The organism is Synechococcus sp. PCC 7335 (genome assembly GCF_000155595.1).
Taxonomy (GTDB): domain Bacteria; phylum Cyanobacteriota; class Cyanobacteriia; order Phormidesmidales; family Phormidesmidaceae; genus Phormidesmis.
The window spans coordinates 3,675,120-3,698,792 of record NZ_DS989904.1 but is presented as its reverse complement, the minus strand read 5'-3'; the positions used below and the strand labels follow the sequence as shown (position 1 = coordinate 3,698,792).

Below are 23,673 nucleotides of genomic sequence, written 5' to 3'. Positions count from 1 at the left end.
TTCATGACGATCTATCAGCGTGGATGCTTTTGACAATGAAATAGCTGATAGAAAGAGACAGAATTGCGATCGCAAGTCCAATCAAACTCACTCCAGAGACTTCCTTTAGATCCAAGATGATAATCTTACGAGCAACTGCTGTTAGAGAAGTGACAATGACTAGCTCTACTTGCACGACGTGTTTTCGCAGATAGGCCGTAATATTCTCTAGGATTTCTAGCGCAATCAAAACGCTAAGAAACAGACCAAAGATGTCTAGCAGGGTTCGGCCAAAAAAGGTATCGGGATTACGCGATGCGGGGTTTAGCATCTCTGTGCCAAGAGATGTAAACAAGTATGTGAATAGATCAAAGACGACCACGATGATCACCATGATCATGGCGATTGAGAGCAGCTTGGAAATCCAACCCTCGAATCGCTCAACGTTTCGCATGAAACCTTCATCACTGAGATTGTTGCGAGTAAATTTTTTCACCCCTGAACTGATGCCGCCACCGAAACTTACGGGTTCATATTACAGTCTTTAGCCCTACAGAACCGCTACGGACGAGGAACGGAACTACAGGCCAACGCTGATAGCTTGTTTCTTGGCTGCCTGAGAGGGCTGCACCATCTCTAGTAGTTGCATAGCTGTTTCGGGTGGGGCTTGCTCTGCTGGGGCAGCTATTGGCACGAGCTGAACGGCGCAGGCTTTGAGTTCAGGCTGAAGCGAGATCGGACAAGCAGCAGGATGGGTAAGCGCATTGACTTCGGCGTCTTTAGCCCAAAGAAAACCCCAGTGCATGGGCATAAATACAGTGCCTCGGCGAATGCTTTGAGTGACAAGGACGGGTAGTTTGGCAAAGCTACGACGCGATCGCACCTCAACCCAATCCCCCGATTGCACCTGTAATCGCTGTGCGTCTTTAGGATTGATCTCTAGTACCGGACGCGGATGTTTAGTCGTAATCTTCTCAATTCTGCCCGTCCGCGTCTGTGTATGCCAATGGCCTAGCAACCGACCTGTCGTCAGTACCATGGGAAACTGATCATCCGGGGGCTCTGCTAGGCCTTTTGCATGGAAAGCGGCAAACTTCGCTCGGCTATTTTCTGTCAAAAAGCGGAAGTCTGTATACAGTCGCTTATCAAACTTATCGGCTGCGGTTTCATCGGTTTCGCTAATGGGCGCTGGCCATTGAATCGGTCCAGAGGCCGCTAAGCGTTCGTGGCTAAGCCCGCTCATATCACATAGCTGATCTGATGTTAGCGAGACAAACTCATCATAGACCGCCGCCGCATCGACAAAATTAAACTGCTGGGCAAACCCGAGCCGACGCCCTACTTCAGCAAAAATCTCCCAGTCCGCCTTTGCTTGACCCACCGGATCGCGAAACGCTGGGCAAAAGGTCACCACCCGTTCAGAATTGGTCATCACCCCATCCGCTTCTCCCCACTGCGCCGCTGGCAACACCATGTGGGCAAAAGCAGCTGTTTCTGTTGGGTAGTAAGCATCTTGACAAACAGTAAATGGTGACTTCAATAGAGCCGCCTGCGTCCGTTTGATATCGGGCATACTGACTGCCGGGTTTGTCGCAGCAATCCACAATATGCCAACTTCTTCACGCTCTAGGCCCAATATCATATCCCAAGCCGCCATCCCAGGTTCAGGAGATATACTACCTTCTGGCAGCTGCCAAGCTTTTTCCAGCGTACGGCGATGGGCAGCGTTCTTTACCGATCGGTAGCCTGGCAAAATATGCGCTAGTCCTCCGGCTTCTCGTCCACCCATTGCATTGGGCTGACCTGTCAAAGAAAACGGACCCGCGCCTGCTCGGCCAATGTTGCCTGTCATCAAATGCAAATTGATGATGGTACGCACTTTAGCAGTGCCCTCAGTCGATTGATTAACGCCCATCGACCATAAAGAGAGTACATTGTTCGACTCTCCCCACAGTTTGGCCACTAGCTCAACTTCATCGACGGTAATGCCGCAAAGTTCGGCTACACGTTCGGGCGGATAATGAGAGACTACCTGAGCGTACTCGGTGAAGCCATCTGTGCAATAGTCAATAAAAACAGGGTCATGCTGATTTGAACGAATCAACAAATAGGCAATACCGTTTAGCAGCGCAATATCAGACCCTGGTTTAATAGCGAGATGGAGATCTGCATCTTTGGCTGTCTCGGTGCGGCGGGGGTCCACCACGATTAGCTTGACTGCTTTATTCTTTTTGTGGTGCTTTTTTAACCGATTGAAGACAATCGGATGGCACTCGGCGGTATTCGTTCCAATCAGAAACGCGCAATCTGTTGCTTCTAGATCGTCATAGCAACAGGGCGGACCATCTGAGCCAAAGCTTTGCGTGTAGCCAGCCACCGCTGAAGACATACACAGACGTGAGTTAGCGTCAAAATTGTTAGTGCCAATGCACCCTTTCAGTAGCTTTTGGGCTGTGTAATAGTCTTCTGTCTGAAACTGCCCAGAGCCATACATACAGATGGAATTAGGACCGCGTTGAGCAATTGATTGTTGAATTTCACGGGTAATGCGATTAAATGCCTCGTCCCAACTGACTGGTTGAAGCGGCTGGTCGAGCGAATCTCTCATCATTGGTGCCTTCAGCCGATCCCGATCAATTGACTCACCAATTGAAGCACCCTTGATACAGACTTGTCCCTTACTAGAAGGATGGGCCTTGTTCCCTACTGCCTGCCAGATCGGCCGTCCCTGACTATCGCGCGTAATTTTACGGCCAGGCCGCGCTGGCGGAAACACCTCTAGTCCGCAACCAACACCGCAATATGGGCAAAGTGTCTTTGTAGATAAGGACTTTTCAGCGGGTGGATTATTAAACCGGGACACCATTTAATCTCCTTTAACCTGACTCTTTATCGTGGCATTTCGTCATTACTGCTATCAGATAAGATCGATACATAGTCAGCGTATTTGTAGATTGTGTATAGAAAATTGCGTACTAGAAGCAGAAACTATCACTATTGTCGAATATGTCTATAGGCAAAAGGGGAACGACTGCTTTAGCGCTCCCCCTTTGTATACGGATAGCTGATAAAAAGGCTGCTTTGTACTATGAAGAACACCCTTCTCAAGTCACCAGCACTACCGAACTACTAATGACTCGATCACCCTATTAGCTAAGCATCGAGGAAGAAGGTGCAACCACTGTTTCTTCTTCGCCTTCGTGAGCATCGGCAAAAGAATTCTTAGGCTCATCTAGGAAGAAAGCACATAGGAAGGCAACCACTAAGCCAGCAACGCCCAGCACTTGGAAGAAGGCAGCATTAGCTCTTGCAGTACCCGCTGCTATGAGGGCAGGATCAATTTGATCGCCAGCAGGCACAAACGCCTCTTTAAGCAGTAGCAAGGTAGTCAAGTAAGCAACTGCACCGACGTTACCGTAGGCACCGACGTTACCAGCGATCTGACCTGTAATCCGAGGCTTGACCAGCGGAACTAGTGCGAAGGTAGCACCTTCTGCGGCCTGTACGAAGAAAGAACAAGCCATTACCAGCAAGACAGCAAGTGTCAAAGACCAGCCACTACCCACCATGCTAAAGATGAGGTAGCCAACCCCCATCCCTGCTAGTAGAACAGTCATTGTCCATTTGCGGCTACCAACAGAGTCGGAGATAATGCCGCCGCCAGGACGTGATACTAGATTCATGAAGGCGTAGCTAGCGGCGATAATACCTGCAGTGGCCTTATCTAGGCCAAAGGTCCCTTCAAAGAAGGCAGGCAGAATAGAGACGACTGCGAGCTCAGATCCAAAGTTAACGATGTAGGTTAGCTCTAGTAGAGCAACTTGCTTAAAGCGGTATCTATCTTCGGCGGGGTAGCGTTTGCGGCCAGCTAGCAAATCTTTGTTGACGCTCCAGCAGTTGTAAGCCTGAAAAGCATAAAGACCTAGCAGGCAAAGCCAGACGATATACATTGCTGGAATTGACAAGAAGTTAACCTTTGTCAAACGCCACGCCAATACCATCAAAATGGCAGTCAAAGGGATGTTCATCGCCATCAAAAACCAGAAGTCGCGTACTGTGGTAACTTCCATACCACGAGCACTTTTAGGTCTTTTGTAGACTTTGCCGGGGGGAGTATCGGTGACGTTGAAATAGTAGAAGATACCGTAGAGGGCAGCGACAATACCAGAACCAGCGATCGCAGCTCTCCAGTTCAACACTTCGCTGCTAAAGCGCATACCTAACACAACAAAAGGCTGAGGTTCACCGAAGTTAAACGAACCGGGTAGAAAGCTCAAAGCCATGGCAAAAAGTACCATAGTGAAGGCAGAGAAAGCAGAGCCAAAGTTGCCCCAGCCGCCGTAGATACCCTCAGCCGTACCCACTTCTTTGGGTGGGAACCACTCTGCGGTCATCCGAATACCAATCACAAATCCAGCACCGACAATCCCCATCAGCAAACGACCAACCACTAGCTGGTTGAAACTAGTCGCTGTTGCAAAAATTAAGCATGGAATTGCCGCGTAGATCAGTAAGCAACTGTAAGTAACACGAGGACCGAACCTATCAAGCAGCATGCCGATTATGATTCGGGCCGGAACTGTTAAAGCGACGTTACACAAACCAATGGTGCCTGCTTGCGCTGGCGTTAAGCCAAACTCTTGAACAATCGTTGTTGCGAAGGGCGGGAAATTAAACCAAACAACAAACGATAAAAAGAAAGCAAACCAAGTCAGGTGAAGAATTTTGTACCTGCCCTGAGTTGCTTTCGTAAACAACTCTCCGATCATCTTGCGCTATGCTCCTATATATAAAGACGTTTTGATTCGGAAAATGCCGAATCGTAAACGAATAAGTTCGAAGCCTTTGGGTTGCCGCCCGCAGGCTTCTTTTTTGTGGCCCAACAAGCTGGTATCAGATGCCAGGCCGGGATCTTCCGTCAAAGGAAGGCGACTATCTATAAAGGCACCGTAGAAAGTGCGCTTATAGCGTTTTAAAACCCGTATGTTCTCACTTTGTAAGCGTGATGCTTGCTATTTGGCAGCAGCGCCAAACTTCTCTTTTAGTAGATCGCTGAGCACCGCCTCCAAATCCTCGCAAGGAACTGCTTTCATTACCCGCTCGCCCAGCTGAGCGTGTTTACCAACCTTACCGCCCATGTAGATATCTACAGCTTCTACAGATTTGCCATCTTTTCGAGCTTTGGTTCCCAAGAAGCCGATATCAGCAACTTGGGGCTGTCCGCAAGAATTTGGACAGCCGGTCCAGTGCATACGCACTGGCTGGTCTACCGTTAGCAGCGAATCTAGCTTCTCAGTCAAGGCCTGTGCCCGCTGCTTAGTTTCGACGATGGCAAAGTTACAAAATCGCGAGCCAGTACAGGAAACTAAAGCCCTAGAAAGCGGCATAGGATCGATTGAAAACTTCTTGACAGGCGCTTCCTGCAAAAATGCTTCTAGACGCGAATCAGGAATATTTGGAATGATGGCGTTTTGCTCGACGGTTAGACGAATCTCTCCATTGCCATAGACTTCAGCTAGACGGGCTAGTTCAAACATGTCATCAGCAAAAATGTGGCCCACTGGCACATGCAATCCAACGTAGTTCAAGCCTGGTTGCTTTTGAGGGTGTACGCCTAGATGATCGCTTTTGCCTTCTTCAGTAATGGCATCTTCAGGCGCCGCAGGTAGGAGCGTTGTTCCCATTTCTTCTTCCACAGCAGCGCGAAAAGCGTCTAGGCCCATCTCTTCGATTAGCCACATTAACCTAGTCTGCTGACGGTTGCCGCGAGAGCCTTTATCTCTAAACACCGTTAGAATAGCGCGGCAAATTTCAACCACCGTATCATCAACCGGCACCCAGGCGTCGAGCGCAATAGCCGATTCACAACGGCGCGCGGAGAAGAATCCGCCAACTAAAACGTTGAACCCTAGTTCACTGCTTTCATCACCATCTTTGAAGGCTGGGATAAAAGCAATATCGTTGATCTCGGAGTGGATAGAGTCTTCACGACTGCCTTCGATAGCGATATTGAACTTACGAGGCAGATTGGTGAAATCATAGTTTCCTTCACTGTTATTAGTGATCATATCTTGTACTTTGATCACTAATCCCTGGGTGTCAACCAGTTCGTTAGCAGCAATACCTGCAACTGGCGAGCCAGTGATATTGCGAACATTGTCCATGCCCGACTGTATTGAAGTTAAACCCGCTTGCTCGAAGCGCCTAAAGATATCTGGAATATCTTCTAGGCGAACACCGCGTAGCTGTAGGTTTTGGCGGGTGGTAATGTCAGCGCAGCCATCATCGCCGTAGCGCTCGACAATCTCAGCTAGCAAGCGCATTTTGTGGCTAGAAAGAATGCCATGAGGCATCCGCATTCTCAGCATAAACTTACCGGGAGTAACCTCACGATAGAAAACGCCTAGCCACTTTAGTCTGCCAGTTAAGTCGGTTTTATCGATTGCTTCCCAACCCATCTCAGCGAACTTATCTAGCTCATCCTTGACGGCTAGACCATCTTTTTCGGCCTTATACTTTTCAAACTTATTCTTTTTCTCTTCTTCTCTTTTCGATTTTAAAACGCTTGGTGATGTAACCATGCCTATCCAAATGCTAACAATCTAGTGTTGAAATCTATTGTCAAACCCTTTATCTACAGAACTCTTTTCCAAAAACAAAGGATGTTGCTAATACTATCTGGCCAACAAGTACTCTACACGGAAGCTATCTTCAACCTACAAAATTAGCCTCTCAAAACCTATAGCATCTCCAAAACCTATAAAATCCTGTGACACATACAATAGAAGAGAAGCGCTTTTACACAACAAAAACGAAGGTAAGACAACTAAGAAAGTGGTAGGCATACCAATCACTATTAGCAACTACTATGCCTACCTACCACGCTTATAAGGAACCGTTTTAGGGTTTGTCTAACTCGTTATCTATTGAGTTGAAACTAAGATATGGAAATTCACTGTCCTGTTTTGTATTATCTACTACTGTTTATGTCCGTAGGCAGACCTTGTTTGCATTATATGCATGGTACATATGCGTTTTGTGCTCTCGTCTGCGCCGCAGGCGCGCAATCTTAGGCATGCTTAGGATTGATATTGGATGAAGCCTGATGTTGTAACTTTCCATCTGCTCCCTTCCTGCAAGAAAAGTAGGTATGAAATAAGTAGTTGATTGCAGACGGTTATTTTTGAGCGTTCATGCATAGGCAGCAGCTATCACTAGTTTGGTTAGTCGCTAGCTAGGCAAGGTAGTGGCAGCTGTGATCGGAGGAATTATCTTTCCTACGAAAGTTGCTGTTCTAGTATTGATGATTAAAAAGCGTACTTAGCAATATTGCCTATGAACTCGGTTCCTTCAAAATCAGTTTCTTCTACAGAAAATACTGCATCCGCAAGTTTGCCTATGTCTGAAAAATCTATGGCAGAAGTGATTGATCAGGCGATCGCCTCGCTCGAAGAAAACGATTTTCATAGCCAGTGGCAAGATGCTAAGCAACTATCTCGGCAGATAGCACAGTGGGGCGATCATCCGGTCCCCTACTTAGTCAATCGCCTGCGAACAGCCAGCGATCTTCATACCCAATGGTTCTTAGTTCGCGTTCTCAGTCAGTTTGACCAGATTGAAGGGATCGAGGCGATCGCGCACCTATTAGCAACCACTCAAAATGAAGATCTTAAAATAGAGGTGCGCAACGCACTCATCCGTATTGGCAATAGCGCCATTGATACGGTCAGCGACCTGCTTAGCCTTGACCAGCCTATAGAACGGCGAATCGTAGCTGTCAAAGTGCTCGCACATATTCGCCGCAGCGCGACGATAGAGCCTTTGCTTAGTGTTGTTAAAGACGACAATGCAGAGATTCGGGCAGTGGCTATTGAAGCGCTTGGTAGCTTCCACGACCCACGAATCACACCTGTTTTGCTAGCCGCGTTAGAGGCTGAGACTGATGCCGACGTCGCTATATGTATAGAGGCTATTCGTACGCTCGGGCGACGTAGCGATTTGCTATCGAACATCAATTTAGTAGACCCCCTGCAGCAATGTTTGCGACACGATCACTCTCAAATCGCCGCAGAAAGTGCGATCGCTTTAGGTAGATTAGGGACCGAAGACGCTGTGGTTGCTCTTGGTCAAGCCCTAGTTCAGCCCGTAGCTACCTCGGTCAAAGCGGCAATTGTCCGCGCTTTAGGCTGGATAGATACAGAGAATGCTATCCGGTCGCTAGCGATCGCCTTTGAGCAGAGCGCGCCGATGATTATGCCTACTATCAAGCCAGAAATTGCGAGAGCGTTAAGTCAAACTCATCAGCATAGTCTCAGGCCTTACGCTGCAAAACCATTAATTGCTTGGCTTGGAAGATCTGTACAATCGGCTGATAATTTTCTTGCTAATCCTTTTCCTGACGTTTCTACCGATAATTCACCAAATCTAAAGCAGTCTGTTGTATCAGCCTTAGCTAGGTTAGGCCAAACAGATGCAATTACCGTGCTGATTCCTCTATTAGCAGATTCAGACTCACGAATTCGAATACATGCGCACAGCGCCCTTCAGCAGATTGACTACGAAGAAGCTGAATCTCGGCTCCGGTACTATCTGCTAGACGAGAAAAACCCGATTAAGGTGAGGAACGCAGTCCGAGAATGCTTGAATAACTGGTAGTCCATAGATAAAACAACTGAGCTCCAAACTTACTGACCTCTAAATATCTACGTAAACGGCTAAGGAATAAGACATTAGAATGAGAATAACTCTCTCGTTCTTACCCATCTCTAGCTTTGGTTCGTCGCGAATACAAGAGCAGCGGAAAAACTCTCCTATAGATTTAGAAGTACTATCAAAAGGGTCAAAGTACTCTTCTACTTATGCTATAGCTCATCGTAAGAACAATAGCTCTGTGACTGCACTCGATATTGTTCGAAGTAGATTTATTTTCTTCACTTTTTAGAATCTCTCTAACCTACTGGTTCTTAGAAAAATTTGAAAAGGTAGATGACAAAAAGACTGTCTTGTATATTAAAATCATCAAAGTGACTGGATTTGGCAATTAATGATGAAATCAAAGTGAAAGCCTCTTATTTTTTGAGGAAGAGACTTTCATCATGTAAAAGATACTGATATAGGATTAAGAAACATACCTATGTATCTATGACTCATTTGAAGAAACAGTAACACTTTCTCAAGATGAAGAACTGCGTTGTGGTCAGTACTGTTGCCAACAGAATCTTCTAATCTGTTACTTTGAATTCATTCTTTCGAGTTAGTTTATTCAAATAGACTATAGGATTAGCAGTCTGACATTCCCTTGTATTCCACTTTGATGTATCTTTCTGGGAAAATTTCTTTGTTCGCTAAAAGTGGTCTAGTGACTAAACAATGCTAGAAACGGCTCAGATCACATTGACTGAATGACTAACCTAACATATGAGCCTTCCGCACTTTGCTCCACTACACTTAGGAAGGCTACACCCCTTTTCTTATAGCGCAGAGTGCCATAGCAAAGTGCGTAGGCTCTGCCTTTTCGAAGAGTATACATCCACGCTTTGCTATATAGAAGACACAATAGAATCAATAGACACAATAGATAAATACTAATCTACGGACAAAAACTCTTGTGATACTGTTCTATGAATTAGTCGCTGGTTAAATCTCGTAACTAGTTGTCTTTTATACTTCAATACAAACAGATATTCAGTGAGGGTAACTCAATTACGTTTTAATAGCTAGAATGGTGCTCTACAGGAAGGAGAAATAACTGTTTCGCTTTTAGTTTTTGTCAGTAGCCAAACAATTACGATCCATCCGCTTAGCTAACTTAGACCTTCGAAAACAGCTCGCCTAGTAACTCTCATGGAAGATTTCTCCTCATCGACAGCCGGCCCAACAACCGAGACGGGGAGCATGGAGATTTCTCTATCGGAACAGCCAGCCGAAGGGCAGCTAGAGAAGCATTCGGGCAAGGAAATTGGTGGCGGGTTACCCGTTATAGAATACTGGGCTAAAAATACGCTTTCTTCTAAAGGTCTACCTGTATGGAAAACGTTGTTTCATAAGAGTGCGTGTTTGTCCTGTGCTTGGGGGACGGGAGGGCAAAAGGGCGGCTTTACAAACGAGGCTGGTGAGAAAGTGCAGCGTTGCATGAAGAGCATGGAGTCGATTATCGCTGAGCTTCAACCGCCTGTAGCGCCTCACTTTTTTGAAACACACTGCATCGATCATCTACGGACACTCAGCTCAATGGAGGCCGATCGGCTAGGACGGCTAAGTTTTCCTGTCATGCTGACCGCCGGTGAGTCTCACTACCAGCGCATCACCTGGAAGAAAGCTTATGAACTGATGGCAGAAGCGTTTTGTCAGCCGCCGACTCGAGTCGCTGCGTATAGTTCTGGGCGCTCGTCTAACGAAGCAGCCTACATACTACAGCTAATGATGCGGTTATTAGGCTCAAACAATTTAGCTGACTGCTCTGATCTATGCCATCGACCTTCGACCACAGGTCTTAGCAGTATGTTCGGCTCTGGGACTTCTACGGTCAGCTTAGAGAGTCTAAAGCAAACTGATTGTGTGGTGTTAGTAGGGTCGAATGCGCCAGCGAACCATCCTCGGCTGATGAATGAGTTGATCAAGGTGCGCGATCGCGGTGGCACTATCTTAGTGGTTAACCCTATCCGTGAGGTTGGCCTGGTCAAATACGGCTCACCTTCTTTCCCGGTCAAGTCCCTGGTCCCTGGCTCAGATATCGCGAATTTATTCTTACAGCCTGTTCCCGGCTCCGATCTGGCGCTGTTCGTTGGCATCCAAAAATCCTTAATCGAAAGAGATCTAATCGACAGGGACTTTTTAAAAGCTCATACAGAAGGTTGGGAAGCCGTGATAGCGCAAGCTCAACGGGCTAACTGGGAGACGCTCACCGAGATCTGTGGCATTCCTAAAGCAGATATAGAGGCGGCAGCTACACTGATCGCTCAGGCTAGGAAAGTTGTCTTTGCCTGGGCAATGGGGATTACTCATCAAGCGAATGGCACTGATAACGTCTGCAGCATCGCTAATACCGCCTTACTCACTGGCAATATCGGTAAAATGGGTGCGGGCGTGATGCCTATTCGCGGACATTCGAATGTGCAGGGCTTCGGCTCGATGGGCGTCAAAAACGATATTAAACCCGCCCTTAGAGAAGCTTTAGAGAAGATTACCGGACGCTCTCTCAAACGCGAACCGGGCTATCATGCTCGCGCCTTGATCGAAGCTGCTGACCAGGAGCAAGTAGATACCCTATTTTGCCTAGGAGGCAATCTCTATGCAGCCAATCCAGATTTAACCCAGGCTGAGCGCGCTCTTAGCAAGATAGACACAATCATCTATGTCGCCACCAAACCAAACCTAGGTCACTTTCACGGATTAGGTCAAAAGCAAACGCTGATTCTTCCTGTCTTCAACCGATTCGAGAATCCTCACAAAACCACTGTTGAGTCGGGTAATAACTTTGTCCGCCTCAACGACGAAGGTAAAAGTCATCTAAACACTGCAGACCTAGTATCAGAAGTTCATCTGCTCACCGAGCTAGCTCACCGCATTCATGGCAATTCCCCAATTGATTGGCGCAAGCTGCAAGATACCCGCTACGTGCGCGAGTTAATTGCTAAAACCATCCCTGGCTACAAAAAGATAGGAGAGATTGACAAGACCAAGGCAGAATTTACCATTGCTGGGCGAATCTTCACGACACCTAGGTTCAAAACCGACTCTGGCAAGGCCAAAATGCCGCTGACGCCGTTACCAGATCTGAGCCTATCGGTGGACAGTGAACTTGGTAGTCAGCCAGGAACGCAACTCACCCTCATTACTGCTCGTAGCTATCGACAGCATAATACTATTGTCTATGGGCCTGGTGATAAGTATAGAGGTATACCTCATCGGCAGTGTATCCTCATGAATCCAAAAGATATTAAAGCGGGTGGATTTTTGAATCATCAGCGCGTCACCATTCAAGGTAGTGCTGGCACGCTTAGCGACATCGAAATCATTAGCGGTGCGATTCGACCCGGTGCGGCCTTGATGTTCTATCCCGAAGCCAATGTTTTGATGAAAGCAGAGATTGACCCTAAATCTCATACACCTGCTTTTAAGCGAGTGCCGATATTAGTGCATGAGTAGTTTGGAAGCTCTATGATAGTACCTACAACGAAAATTCTGATAGTTGAAACCGACGGTGCTTTGTCCAAGCGTATAGAGCGTGCGCTTGTGATGGACCATTATCAGGTAGATATTGCCTCTGACGAAGTGTCTGTATTAGGCCTAGCTAGGCGAAGCAACTATGACTTAGTACTGCTGGGTTTGTCCTTATCCGAACTGAAGAGTATCGATTTTTGTCGACGGCTTCGGAGCCAAAGCCGCGACATTTTAATTTTACTCTTGAGTGTAGAAGAAGCCGTAGCTAAGAAAATAATCGGTGTAAAAGGTGGCGCTGACAGCTATTTAACTAAGCCGTTGGATTTAGATCAGCTGCTAATAAAGGTGCGCTCGTTACTCCATCACAAACAGCCTCACACTTCACCTTTATTAGCTTGGTCGAATGTCCGTCTAGACTCAGTGAGCTATGCAGCTTCCATGTCTGCTAAGACAACAAATACTTTAGAAAGAAACTTAGGGGTGGCACCGAAACCTCTAGATTCTAAAGGTTCGCACACACAGTCGTTAGATCCACTAAGCGCTACCTGGAATCAGCACTGTCTAAAGTATCTAGAGCTAGCAGTTAGCTTGAATGAGGTAATTCCCTTCTTGCAGGCTCAAGATTCAACGCATTTAGCTAAGCGGCATAAAGCGGTAGATACAAAAGCAACGGATAACGACACTAAAAAGAATGCAGTGCTTAGGCGATCGCAAGCTGCTGCTCATACTTTAAAGGGCACGCTGGGTAGTTTTGGGTTGAATCAGGCCTCGCAGATAGCCAGCCAAATTGAAATCTATTTGAGTATGACTTCCTCCCTAACCACGAGACAAATCGAACAGTTGGAGAGGCTAATTGACTCACTAGAGCACTCTTTGGTGCGCTTTGAACCTGACGCTTCTATATCCAACTCTTCTTTTGACTCTAGTTCTCTTGAGTCTAGTACTAGTGCTTTTGCAGACAATCTAACGCCTGCCACTTTCGTAACTTATCCCCGTCTAGAGAGCAACAACGCATCAGTCACTAAATCAGCTACGGGTACAGTCTTGGATGCTTTATATTCTCCTACGTTAGGACATCAATCAGGACATCAATCTTCTGTCGTTTACGACTGGCTGATTATTGATAGCGATCAACACATGACTGAGTCGTTGCTTCACCAAGCTTCAATTTCAGGCCTTTATCCTCAAGTAGCCCATTCACTTACTGAAGCCCGGCGGCGATTGGCTCAGCAGCTACCTAACGTAGTTACTTTTGATCCAAGTTGTGCTCCAAGCTGGGGTGAGGGAATTGCATTCTTAGCCGAACTCACGAGTGAGTATCCCTCTTTGCCAATTCTAGTTATCAGTGAACAAGACTCTTTAACCGCGCGGGTTAACGTAGTGCGCTCTGGTGGGTGTACCTTCTTGCACAAACCTATGGACGTAGCTCAGATACTAGAAACTGTCGCTTATACGGTTACCAAGCGGGCCTCTACGGACGTTCGGATTGTGGCTTTAGATGACAATCCTGAAACATTGCTCCACTTGCAAAGTTTACTGGGTCCGTGGGGATTTCAATTAACGCTTCTATCTGAGCCGACTCAGCTTTGGCAAGCATTAGAGAAGACTTTGCCTGATCTATTGATACTAGATCTTGAGATGCCACAGTTCAATGGACTAGAGCTTTGTCAGGTAATTCGCAGCGATCCAAGAACTGCACAAATTCCAATTTTATTCTTGTCAGCCCACACAGCTCCTGAAATTGTGAGAGAAGTGTTCGAGGCAGGAGCTGATGATTATATTAGCAAGCCAGTGGTTGACCATGAGTTGATTGGACGTATCTTGAATCGGTTAGAGCGGCAGCGGCTCTTGAGGAAGCTAGCAGAAATTGACAGCCTCACGGGACTGAGCCGTCGTCGTCAGTCGGCAGAGACGCTGGAACGTTTGCTTAGACTATCGGTTCGTCAAGGTGTTCCGCTATGTATGGCGCTTTTAGATTTGGACCATTTCAAACAAATCAACGATCGCTATGGTCATGATGTCGGCGATCAGGTGTTAAAGGTATTCGCAGAGTATTTGCGCAACTCCTTTCGAGGTGAAGATGTGGTTGCTCGCTGGGGCGGTGAAGAATTCGTGGTGGGTTTATATAATGTCTCCAAGGAACGATCGCTGCAGCGGTTGAATACGCTGCGCGAGAGTTTTGGTCAGCATATTTTTCAAGCAAAGTCATCCGCTTTCTACCAATCAGATCTGCTACTAGAGTTTCAAGTTAGTCTCAGTGGTGGAATGGTGACTGCGCCTGCGGATGGAGAAACAGTTGAAATGCTCTACCGTCGCGCTGACCAGGCTCTATACCGTGCTAAAGCAGCCGGACGCAACCAGATCTGCATCTTTGGTCGTTAAACAGTAATTAAACCCGGCGATTTGATTGCTGGTAATAGAATGGCAGTGATCGCATAGCGGCAATAGGATAGCAAAATGGCGAAGCGAGTATTAGTCGTCGATGACGATGAAGGAATACGGGAGGTTATTCAACTTTCTTTGGAAAGTAAGACGGACTGGACTGTATGGACGGCCGCTTCTGGAAAAGAAGGCATTTCGATTGCCCAGTCTAAGCCACTCGATCTAATTTTGATTGATGTTGTCATGCCAGAAGAAGACGGGATTGCTGTCTACAAGAAGCTTCAGGACCGTGAGTCAACTCGCACTATTCCCGTGCTCCTACTGACAGGCAACACAGACGTTAGCGACCAAAAAGAATTTATGGCTTTAGGGGTTGATGGCATAATTACCAAACCTTTCAAGTATGAGGTACTCGCTCAAACAATTGCTCAGACTGTCGGCTGGTAGGCAAACTGAGTAGATTGAATACCCATTCACCCTAGAAAACCATGAGGTCAGTCTGTCTTGGCAGATTTTGTTGATGTCATTTTTACAATCAGGAGGAGTGAATATATCCGTGCTATTCGGCGCTACTACAAAACCAAGCTTAACCTCTGGCGCGACGGTGCAGTTAGCGTTTTTATGTTCGCTGTTGGGATCTATCTGTTGCAATCGGTTGGCATCCCGTTTTTTGCGTGGCTGCTCATTGTTCTAAGCGTCTGCCTTCTAGCCCTCACTCTCTACTCACTGCTGCTGTTACCTCAAATCATCTACCGCTCGCAGCCAAAGCTAAAGTCAGAGTATCGTTTGCGCTTTCGAGAAGACGCCATCAGGTTTCAAACAGATGAAATTGACTCAGAAGTAAAGTGGTCGTTTTATCACTCATGGCAGCGCGATCAGGAATTCTACCTGCTATATCATGGAGAACGCGATCTCAGCGTCATTCCCCGCCGCGCCTTGCAGAGACAAGACGATGACAGACTCTTCGAGCTGCTAAAAAGACGTATCTCGAAGCAGATACAGTAGCCGAGATAATCCCCCAACTCACTCGCTCAGCGATTTAGGCTAGCACTACTTCAGTACCCAGGTATCTTTAGCGCCACCACCTTGCGATGAGTTCACGACTAGCTTGCCTTTTTCTAGGGCTACTCGCGTCAGTCCACCTGGATGCACATAAATCTCGTCGTCTTTATGCAGTACATAGGGGCGCAAATCCGTGTGCCGACCCTCAATGCCGCCCTCTACTACCGTCGGGATTTGTGAGAGATATATTGTTGGCTGTGCCATATATTCTCTGGGCTTATCACGAATCTTTTGAGCAAAGGCCTGCCGTTCTTCAGCGGTGGAATTGATGCCGACTAGCATGTCATCTCCGCCTTCAGCGCTGGCTGCTTTTACCACCAGTTCTTCTAGATGGTCTAATACATAGTCGCGATCGCTCTCTCGCCAGCATAGATAGGTCGGCACGTTTGGCAGCAGCGGCTCCTCATCTAGGTAAAAGCGAATCATCTCTGGCACATAGGCATAGATCACCTTGTCGTCGCCGATACCAGCACCGATCGCATTTGCGATCGCCAGCTTCCCTTGCCGACACAGATCTATTAAGGTAGCCGTACTATCGGGATAGTCCTCTCCTAAATCCAGGTCGGCAAACATTTCAGTATCACCTCGCCGATATATTGCATCCAACCGCTGAGAACCCTTATCAGTGCGATAGCAAAGATATCCCTCTGACATAGTCACATCGTCTGGGACAATCAACGCAATACCCATCTGCTCGGCTAGAAGCTGATGCTCAAAGTAGGCAGAGCTATGAGCGCCAGGCGTCAACACAGCCATATGACTATTGAATTCAGGACTATGAGAATCAGACGTCATCAGATCCATCACCGATCTAAGTTGTTGAGCGTAGTCTGCTACCGGCCTAGGATCAAACGCTGCCATCAGCTCTGGCAGCACTCGCTCCATCGCCAGACGATTTTTTAGCACATAGGCAATACCAGAAGGAACGCGCAAATTATCTTCTAGTACATACCAGTTGCCGTCACTATTGCGAACTAAATCGATGCCGCTGATATGACACCAGATACCTTGAGGCGGCTTCATTCCCATACACTCAGGCCGAAACCGTAGAGCTGACTCAATTACGTCGCGAGGAATCACACCCTCATGGATAATGCGCTGATCGCCATACACATCGGCACAAAACATATTCAGCGCCGTGACGCGCTGCGTTAGACCAGCAGTCAAACGTTGCCACTCCTCAGCAGTAATGACTCGGGGTACAGGATCGAAAGGCAGTACCCGCTCTTCGTCATCAAGGCTAAAAGTTGCCCCTAACTCTTCAAGAACAGCTTCTAGCTTGGCCTTTATTTGGCTCATATTCTGAGATGGCAGCGATTGAAACCACTCCAAGATAGGCGCTAAATCTGGGCGAAGTTTCCCTGCTGCAACAAAGTATTCGTCATAAAGATCTTGAGGGTCGTAGGTATCGAAGTTCATTTCGAGAAGACACTAGGTAGTGTAAAATAGTGACAAGTTAGCATAGCGCTCAATGGCTGACTATTTCTGTATTGTGGTCGTATTAACTGACAGCAAGCGTTGTCTTTATCAGTGTCTGTCTGGCGAGTTCATAAGCACTAATCTCATAAGCACTAACTAAGAGCGAAAAGGTAGCATTCAATTATGAATATAAGATGAATATAAGACTCTTTTCTCAAGCGATTGGATCAGGTTTAGCAATAGTAGCTGTGTGTGGATCGGTTCCGTTTGAGGCGATCGCAAGATCAACCGCACAGCCAGAATTAACCTCCGCCATAACCCCTTTGTCTAGCTCAAAACGTGTTCGTATCAGTCAGCTAGCACAAACTCCAGAAGCTGAAGATGAGGTAACGAATCTACCTGAAGGCACACTACCAGAAGGTACATTAGTCTTCTCTCAGACTCCTGATATTGCAGTGCGAGTGTACACTCTAGACGGACAGCCTCGCCTCAATCTATACAACAAGCAAACCGGCATCACAGAGCTACGTGGCGTTCCAGCTACGGCTGAATCTACGGCATCTGGCACCACGTATCGCTATGCCGGAGAACTTACAGTAGAAATTGCGATCGCCCAGTCAGGCGAACAGATTATCACCATCAATGGCCAACCTCAACAGAAGGGAGAAACCGTTACAGGTACAGTTTCATACCTGCCTCGCATTGCTCTACCGCCAGATGCTGTTGTAGAGGTCAGCTTAGTAGAGATCGGCCAGCCAAATGAGCCAGTCAGCAGCCTCGCCTCTACACAAATTCTTTCTGGTGGACGGCAGGTTCCTTTCTCCTTTGAGCTACCCTACGATCTAGAACAAATTGACCCCTCGCTCTCCTATGGACTTAGCGCTAAGATCACAGTAGACAACACTCTACAGTTTGCCACTACGTCCGATCTTCCAGTAATTACCAATGGCAATCCTACCGAAGTTGCCGTGCAAGTTGAGCAAGTTGATAGCACGGAGGTAGTTTCTGAAGAAGGTACATTGATAGGAACGGTATGGCAGCTACAGCAGATTTCTTATAATAACGACGAACTTTTAGAAACCACTTCGCCTAGCAACTATACACTTGAGTTTCTGGAAGACGGACAGGTTGCTATTCGTGCCGATTGCAATCAAGTGAAGGGACGTTTTACTACCGAAGGCAGCAGCCTGTCTATCGAGCTAGGAGCCAGTACGCTAGCAATTTGTCCGCCAGAATCAATCGATCAAAGATACCTTCAAGCCCTGCAAGGGGGTGTTATCTACTTCTTTCAAGAGGGTGATCTATTTATTGATATCAAGTATGATACCGGTACCATGCGGTTCTCTCCAGCAGTCTGAGCCATAAAATAGTTCTAGAGTAGGTAGACTGAGTGAGTAGATTTTCTTCTCACGGCTCTGTTTACTGGGTGTCAAAAACCCGCTACAACAGTCCAGAGATGCCGCGACCTAGCCAGTAGAAGGCAAAAACAATAGTTGTTTCAATTAGATAGGTTGCGCCTAGTGCTTGATAGAAGTTGCGAAGAGGAAATCGGTGATCGCTAGAAGATAAGTCACGCTGTACTAGCTCTTTCCAAACGGTCCATTTGTTGTTGATGTATGCCGCTGTAAATAGCATGCCTAAGAATAAAACAGTCCACTGGGGAAATTGACTAAACCCACAGGCGATCGCAGTTATCAACAAACAAAACCCCAATAGATACCCTAATATCTTTTGAACTTTCATAATCTAGTCAAACTGTAGTCTGAGCGAAAATTGAGGTTAGAGCAGAAACGCGCTACTAGCTAAGCTCAGTAGCGCGTCACATTTATTTAGAACAGCTCAAACAGCTGCTTACTTGTTTGGCTGAGGCGTCATCCGTAGATATGGTTTTACTTCAGTCACACCCTTAGGAAACTGCTTTTTAGCATCTTCAGTAGAGATAGAAGGGACAACAACACAGTCACCGCCATCTTGCCAGTTGCCAGGAGTGGCTACCTGATGATAGTCAGTAAGCTGCAACGAATCGATTACTCGCAAAATCTCATCAAAGTTGCGGCCTGTGCTAGCAGGATAAGTGATGGTCAAACGAATTTTTTTATTAGGATCAATCACAAACACAGAGCGCACAGTCAAAGTGTTGCCAGTGCTAGATTCTGGGTGGAGCATACCGTAAAGCGTAGCCACCTTTTTATCGTCATCAGCCAAGATAGGATAGTTGACGCTTGTATTTTGCGTTTCGTCGATATCTTTGATCCAACCCTGATGTGATTCTACGCCGTCTACGCTAAGTGCAATCGTCTTGACATTTCGCTTTTTGAATTCGTCTTGCAAAGAGCCAACCAAGCCAAGCTCAGTTGTGCAAACAGGAGTATAGTCAGCGGGGTGAGAGAAAAGGACAACCCAGCTATCGCCTGCCCACTCGTGAAAGTTAATGTCACCCATAGAGGACTTCTGGGTAAAGTCTGGAGCTACGTCGCCTAGTTGAAGTGTCATGGTCTAAAGTTACCTACTCGATTACCTTGATGTGGTGTTGCTGATTGTCAGCTTTGCATCAGTAATTTTGCCATAATCCCCGGTATTCCGCTCGGAGTTTAGTAGATTTTTTAATATTAACTGTTACACTCGCTATTTCATAGCGGTCGAGCCTACAGTACTCACTCGATAGGCCACCATTCTCAGTAAGCTTACTATCAGTAGACCCACTAAGCTTACTATCAGTAGGCCTACCGGTAGATTGAACACTTCAAAGGCCGGGAATCTTAAGCAAAAGCGCTCCACATATGCTTGGATACTCGAGTAGGTTATGCCAGAAACCACAAACCAAACTACCCGCACACTTACTAATGCATTCGCGAATGCATTAGCGCATCTGAAGAATACGTTGAGACGGTTTTTCAAAAAAGGTAGAAGTGCCGCTAGAGTTACTCGACCAAAAAATGGCCCTACTAGCTCCTCGGCTGCACTATCAGCTGAATCCATCATAGAACTTATTGTTAGAGATACAGCGGCATCGACTGGGCAGAGCTTCTTTGAAGGGCTAGTTCGCAACTTGGCGCAGGCCTTACATGTACGACACTGTTTGCTAACCGAGCTTTTGAGTAATGGTCAGCTTCGAACACTCGCCTTTTGGCAAGATGGGAAAATATCTCCTAATATCACCTATGACCCAACTCCTGGGCCCTGCGGTGTGGTACTAGATAAAGATATCTATTACTGCAAGTACGGTGTACAGAAGCTATTTCCACATCAGCCCGCTTTGCCCTTGCTCGAAGCGGAAAGCTATGTAGGGGTATCGCTGCGAGATCATCATGGCAAGGTTCTAGGAAATATTGCGCTTTTAGATAGTTCTCCGATCCTAGAGCGCAAACTATATGAGGATCTTCTAAAGCTTTTTGCGGCTAGAGCAAGCGCAGAGTTAGAGAGGAAGCGAGCGATTGATGCCCTTCGAAGACTAAATGCAGAGTTAGAGCTACGTGTAGAAAATCGAACTGCAAAGCTAGCCCTACAAACAAAAGAGCTACAAAAGGCATTAGCTAACTTACAACAGACTCAGGCCAGCCTAATTCATAGTGAAAAAATGTCTGCGCTAGGCCAGCTAGTTGGTGGGGTTGCCCATGAACTTAATAATCCAATTTCTTTTATAAAAGGAAATCTAAGTCATGCACAAGAGTATTCTCAGCTGCTATTTGAGTTAGTTGAACTTTATCAAGAGCATTGTAGCCAACACAACATTGAACCTTCAGAAAAAATTCTAGCTAAGTCAAACAGTGTTGATCTTGACTATATTGCTGAAGACATGCCAAAGCTGTATCAGTCTATGGACGTTGGAGTAGATCGGGTTGAGAAGATAGTGCGATCGCTGCGAACGTTTTCTCGATTAGATGAATCAGACTACAAATCAATAGATCTCAATGAGAACATAAGCAGTATTCTGTTGTTGTTTCAAGATAGACTGCGTCGAGAATGTAGCGGAACTGATATCCAAATCATTGAAACCTATGGCGAAATTCCAGATATTACCTGCTATCCAGGGGAGCTCAATCAGGCATTTATGAATCTTTTGTATAATGCGATCGCAGCTGTAGAAGAGAAAGCCGCTTCCTGCAAGGACGGCTTTGACGAGAGCAACAGTCAGAACAATCAGTTTCGAGGAATTGTCCATGTGACGACGAAGCTAGCATCGTCTGACCAGGTGGCTATAGGCATTCGTGATAACGGGGTAGGAATCCCTGAAACAATTAAGAAAGATGTCTTTGATCCTTTCTTTACAACCAAGCCTGTGGGACAAGGAACTGGTTTAGGGCTCTCTACCGCCTATCAGATCATTGCTGAAAAGCATGGTGGAAGGTTAGAGCTTAGCTCATCACTAGGTCAAGGGTCAGAGTTTGTTATTTATATCCCGCTAGTTTCTAGGCAGTGCTAAGTCAGTGGTGAGCGATCGCATCATAGCGCTATTATCAATAGAGCCCCATTTGCATAAAAGCGTCCCACAAAAGACCTATGACAGAAGCACCTAGTAAAATTTTGCTTGTTGATGATGAACCGGGTCTGCGTGAGTCAGTGCAGGCGTATCTTGAGGATAGTGATTTTGAAGTACGAGTTGCCAGCAATGCTCAAGAAGGCTGGGAGCTATTACAGCAGGAAATTCCTAACGTACTGATCTCGGACATTATGATGCCGCAGGTTGACGGCTATCAGTTCCTCAAGCAGGTCAGAGAAGATGCCCGATTTCAGGCTCTGCCCGTAGTGTTTTTGACAGCACGGGGAATGACAAGCGATCGCATTCAAGGCTATCAGGCCGGAGCGGATGCCTATCTTCCCAAGCCTTTCGATCCTGAAGAGCTTGTCGCTATTGTCACTAGCTTGATAGAGCGACGCGCTGCACAAGCCCCAGACGCATCTGCTACGCCAGATATCGCAACAATGGCACGACAAATCGAAGAGATTAAAGCTTTGCTTACCCAACGCGGTAGCATGATTAAGCAAAATAACAGCGGTATTAAGATTGACTTTACTCCTCGCGAGCAAGACGTACTGAACCTAGTAGCCGAAGGGTTAATGAACAAAGAAATTGCCAGCCGCCTCGGGACGACCGTACGTAATGTTGAAAAGTATGTCAGCCGATTATTTGGCAAAACAGGTACGAATAGTCGTACCGAGCTAGTCCGCTATGCCCTAGAAAACGGCCTGGTGACTACTTAAGAGAAGATTGAAGTGCTTCTAGAGCAAGCTATCATCGATTCCTTTCGCTGATAGCTATTTGCTGGTAGCTATAGATGAGAAGAAGAGGAGAAAAGATCGAGAGGGAAATACCCATAGGTGCCATTGATATCCTCTAGTTCTGGTTCAGAAGTGTGATAAGTCACCAGGACTCCGCGAGCATCTCCACTGTAACTGTCTAAATACCAAGCATTCTTAAGCGTATTGAACTTTAGAAACACTGCGCCTGATTGATTCGGCAAATCCACAGAAATAGGCTGACTTAGGGCCGAGACGTATTCTTTTAGGGCGACTTCTGCAAAGGCTATCGTACTAGCGCAAATTCCTAAAGTTTGGTATTCACTCATCTGATTAAGCCATAGTAGATGGGCACAAACGGTTTGACGTTCTTGCTCAGATAGAGCTGTCTGGCTTGAGTCGAGAGTAGCTTTGACGAGCGATCTACGGACGGCTTTCAGTTTGATTGCGATCGCCTCTTTGGACATTCCATACAGCGCTTCTATAGACATAAGGGAGAACCTCTATTGATTTTCTAGCTTACGACAATACGCTAATGGTACCTGTACCTTTATGGCCTAATTGGCGTTTGCTTTTGGGCTCACTAAATATCAGCCACTTAACTACCAGATCATGACCTACTCTCTACGCGTTGCTGATATGCCATCTAGTGAGCGGCCTCGCGAACGTTTGCTGGCATACGGTGCTAAACGCCTATCCGCAGCCGAACTGATCGCAATAATGCTCGGAACAGGCCAGGGCCGTGGAAAGCTTTCAGCGGTTGGACTAGGCCATTTTCTGTTGCAAGAGTTAGGGAAAGAACACCCTGAGGGTGATGGCTTGCCAATACTTAGAAATATCACTGCTGAAGAGCTCATGAAGATTTCTGGTGTAGGACCGGCTAAAGCAGCGACGATTCTCGCTGCGATAGAGCTAGGAAGAAGAGTCTTGCAAAGTCAGCCACCTAGTATGACTGTTGTCGATGATCCTTCTGTTGCAGCCGCCGCGCTTAGCCACGAACTCATGTGGCAGCTGCAGGAGAGATTTGCAGTACTGTTACTAGATGTCAAGCACCGTATCATCGGTAGTAAGGTGATTAGTGTCGGTACGGCAACAGAGACAATTGCTCACCCGAGAGATATTTTCCGTGAAGTCATCAAGCGAGGTGCTACTAGGATTATTGTTGCTCATAATCATCCTTCTGGAAATTTAGAGCCCAGCAGCGAAGATATTGTCTTGACTCGCCAACTGCTCGATGGGGCAAAGCTGCTAGGGATTCCTTTGCTAGATCATCTCATACTAGGAAACGGTGATTGGTCTAGCATTCGACAAAACTGCGATCTGTGGAGTGAGCTAGCTGATTAGATTTCAGTCAAGTAGTACGGTATCGCTTTGTGGCTAGGTAGCAACCCTTACAAAACGGTTGAGTTGCATGTTTTACATTAGGGTATG

The 23,673-nt window shown here is 46.7% G+C and carries 17 protein-coding genes; 9 read left to right on the top strand and 8 right to left on the bottom strand.

Features of this window, described 5'->3' with window-relative positions; translation table 11 throughout:
- Nucleotide 1: 1 nt before the first annotated feature.
- From S7335_RS15600 to S7335_RS15585, 4 genes are all read right to left on the bottom strand, one after another.
- Complete coding sequence (locus tag S7335_RS15600) at nucleotides 2-433, bottom strand: phosphate-starvation-inducible PsiE family protein (RefSeq protein WP_050765907.1); 432 nt, start codon at nucleotides 431-433, stop codon at nucleotides 2-4.
- A 126-nt stretch (nucleotides 434-559) separates the two neighbouring features.
- Nucleotides 560-2,845 carry a molybdopterin oxidoreductase family protein gene (locus tag S7335_RS15595; protein ID WP_006457536.1) on the bottom strand — a complete coding sequence of 762 codons (2,286 nt, stop codon included), beginning with the start codon at nucleotides 2,843-2,845 and terminating at the stop codon, nucleotides 560-562.
- 283 nt (nucleotides 2,846-3,128) lie between these two features.
- The gene (locus tag S7335_RS15590) at nucleotides 3,129-4,748 is read right to left on the bottom strand and encodes an MFS transporter (protein WP_006457223.1); all 1,620 of its coding nucleotides are present in this window, start codon (nucleotides 4,746-4,748) and stop codon (nucleotides 3,129-3,131) included.
- Nucleotides 4,749-4,991: 243 nt separating this feature from the next.
- Nucleotides 4,992-6,560: a ferredoxin--nitrite reductase gene (locus S7335_RS15585; protein WP_006457363.1), complete on the bottom strand. Its 1,569-nt coding sequence runs from the start codon at nucleotides 6,558-6,560 to the stop codon at nucleotides 4,992-4,994.
- A gap of 817 nt (nucleotides 6,561-7,377) precedes the next feature.
- On the opposite strand from S7335_RS15585, the gene S7335_RS15580 reads away from it, so the two are divergent.
- The 5 genes from S7335_RS15580 to S7335_RS15560 all read left to right on the top strand — a co-directional run bounded on the left by S7335_RS15580 (nucleotide 7,378) and on the right by S7335_RS15560 (nucleotide 15,528).
- On the top strand, nucleotides 7,378-8,634 hold the full coding sequence (locus tag S7335_RS15580) for a HEAT repeat domain-containing protein (RefSeq protein ID WP_198011380.1): 1,257 nt from the start codon (nucleotides 7,378-7,380) through the stop codon (nucleotides 8,632-8,634).
- A gap of 1,188 nt (nucleotides 8,635-9,822) precedes the next feature.
- The gene (locus S7335_RS15575) at nucleotides 9,823-12,126 is read left to right on the top strand and encodes an FdhF/YdeP family oxidoreductase (RefSeq protein ID WP_006457170.1); all 2,304 of its coding nucleotides are present in this window, start codon (nucleotides 9,823-9,825) and stop codon (nucleotides 12,124-12,126) included.
- 12 nt (nucleotides 12,127-12,138) lie between these two features.
- Nucleotides 12,139-14,523: a response regulator gene (locus tag S7335_RS26105; protein ID WP_050765906.1), complete on the top strand. Its 2,385-nt coding sequence runs from the start codon at nucleotides 12,139-12,141 to the stop codon at nucleotides 14,521-14,523.
- A gap of 75 nt (nucleotides 14,524-14,598) precedes the next feature.
- Nucleotides 14,599-14,970 carry a response regulator gene (locus tag S7335_RS15565; RefSeq protein ID WP_006454392.1) on the top strand — a complete coding sequence of 124 codons (372 nt, stop codon included), beginning with the start codon at nucleotides 14,599-14,601 and terminating at the stop codon, nucleotides 14,968-14,970.
- A 57-nt stretch (nucleotides 14,971-15,027) separates the two neighbouring features.
- Entirely contained in the window at nucleotides 15,028-15,528 is a 501-nt protein-coding gene (locus S7335_RS15560) for a YcxB family protein (protein ID WP_006455634.1), read from the top strand.
- A 45-nt stretch (nucleotides 15,529-15,573) separates the two neighbouring features.
- Here S7335_RS15560 and S7335_RS15555 read toward each other — a convergent pair whose 3' ends face one another.
- Complete coding sequence (locus S7335_RS15555; RefSeq protein WP_006454976.1) at nucleotides 15,574-17,004, bottom strand: circularly permuted type 2 ATP-grasp protein; 1,431 nt, start codon at nucleotides 17,002-17,004, stop codon at nucleotides 15,574-15,576.
- A gap of 323 nt (nucleotides 17,005-17,327) precedes the next feature.
- Here S7335_RS15555 and S7335_RS26100 point away from each other — a divergent pair, with 323 nt between their 5' ends.
- A complete protein-coding gene (locus S7335_RS26100; RefSeq protein WP_198011379.1) occupies nucleotides 17,328-18,362 on the top strand; it encodes a YbaY family lipoprotein in 1,035 nt (344 codons plus the stop codon).
- An 82-nt stretch (nucleotides 18,363-18,444) separates the two neighbouring features.
- On the opposite strand, the gene S7335_RS15545 is transcribed toward S7335_RS26100, so the two are convergent.
- On the bottom strand, nucleotides 18,445-18,747 hold the full coding sequence (locus tag S7335_RS15545) for a hypothetical protein (RefSeq protein ID WP_006454176.1): 303 nt from the start codon (nucleotides 18,745-18,747) through the stop codon (nucleotides 18,445-18,447).
- A gap of 108 nt (nucleotides 18,748-18,855) precedes the next feature.
- A complete protein-coding gene (locus S7335_RS15540; protein WP_006455474.1) occupies nucleotides 18,856-19,497 on the bottom strand; it encodes a peroxiredoxin in 642 nt (213 codons plus the stop codon).
- 310 nt (nucleotides 19,498-19,807) lie between these two features.
- Here S7335_RS15540 and S7335_RS15535 point away from each other — a divergent pair, with 310 nt between their 5' ends.
- Nucleotides 19,808-21,427, top strand: coding sequence for an ATP-binding protein (locus tag S7335_RS15535; RefSeq protein ID WP_006454291.1), 1,620 nt, complete (start codon nucleotides 19,808-19,810; stop codon nucleotides 21,425-21,427).
- A 77-nt stretch (nucleotides 21,428-21,504) separates the two neighbouring features.
- Complete coding sequence (locus S7335_RS15530; protein ID WP_006455181.1) at nucleotides 21,505-22,206, top strand: response regulator transcription factor; 702 nt, start codon at nucleotides 21,505-21,507, stop codon at nucleotides 22,204-22,206.
- 68 nt (nucleotides 22,207-22,274) lie between these two features.
- On the opposite strand, the gene S7335_RS15525 is transcribed toward S7335_RS15530, so the two are convergent.
- Nucleotides 22,275-22,733, bottom strand: coding sequence for a DUF1824 family protein (locus S7335_RS15525; protein WP_006453407.1), 459 nt, complete (start codon nucleotides 22,731-22,733; stop codon nucleotides 22,275-22,277).
- A 121-nt stretch (nucleotides 22,734-22,854) separates the two neighbouring features.
- Here S7335_RS15525 and radC point away from each other — a divergent pair, with 121 nt between their 5' ends.
- Nucleotides 22,855-23,586 carry a DNA repair protein RadC gene (gene radC / locus S7335_RS15520; RefSeq protein ID WP_038016350.1) on the top strand — a complete coding sequence of 244 codons (732 nt, stop codon included), beginning with the start codon at nucleotides 22,855-22,857 and terminating at the stop codon, nucleotides 23,584-23,586.
- Nucleotides 23,587-23,673 lie beyond the last annotated feature (87 nt).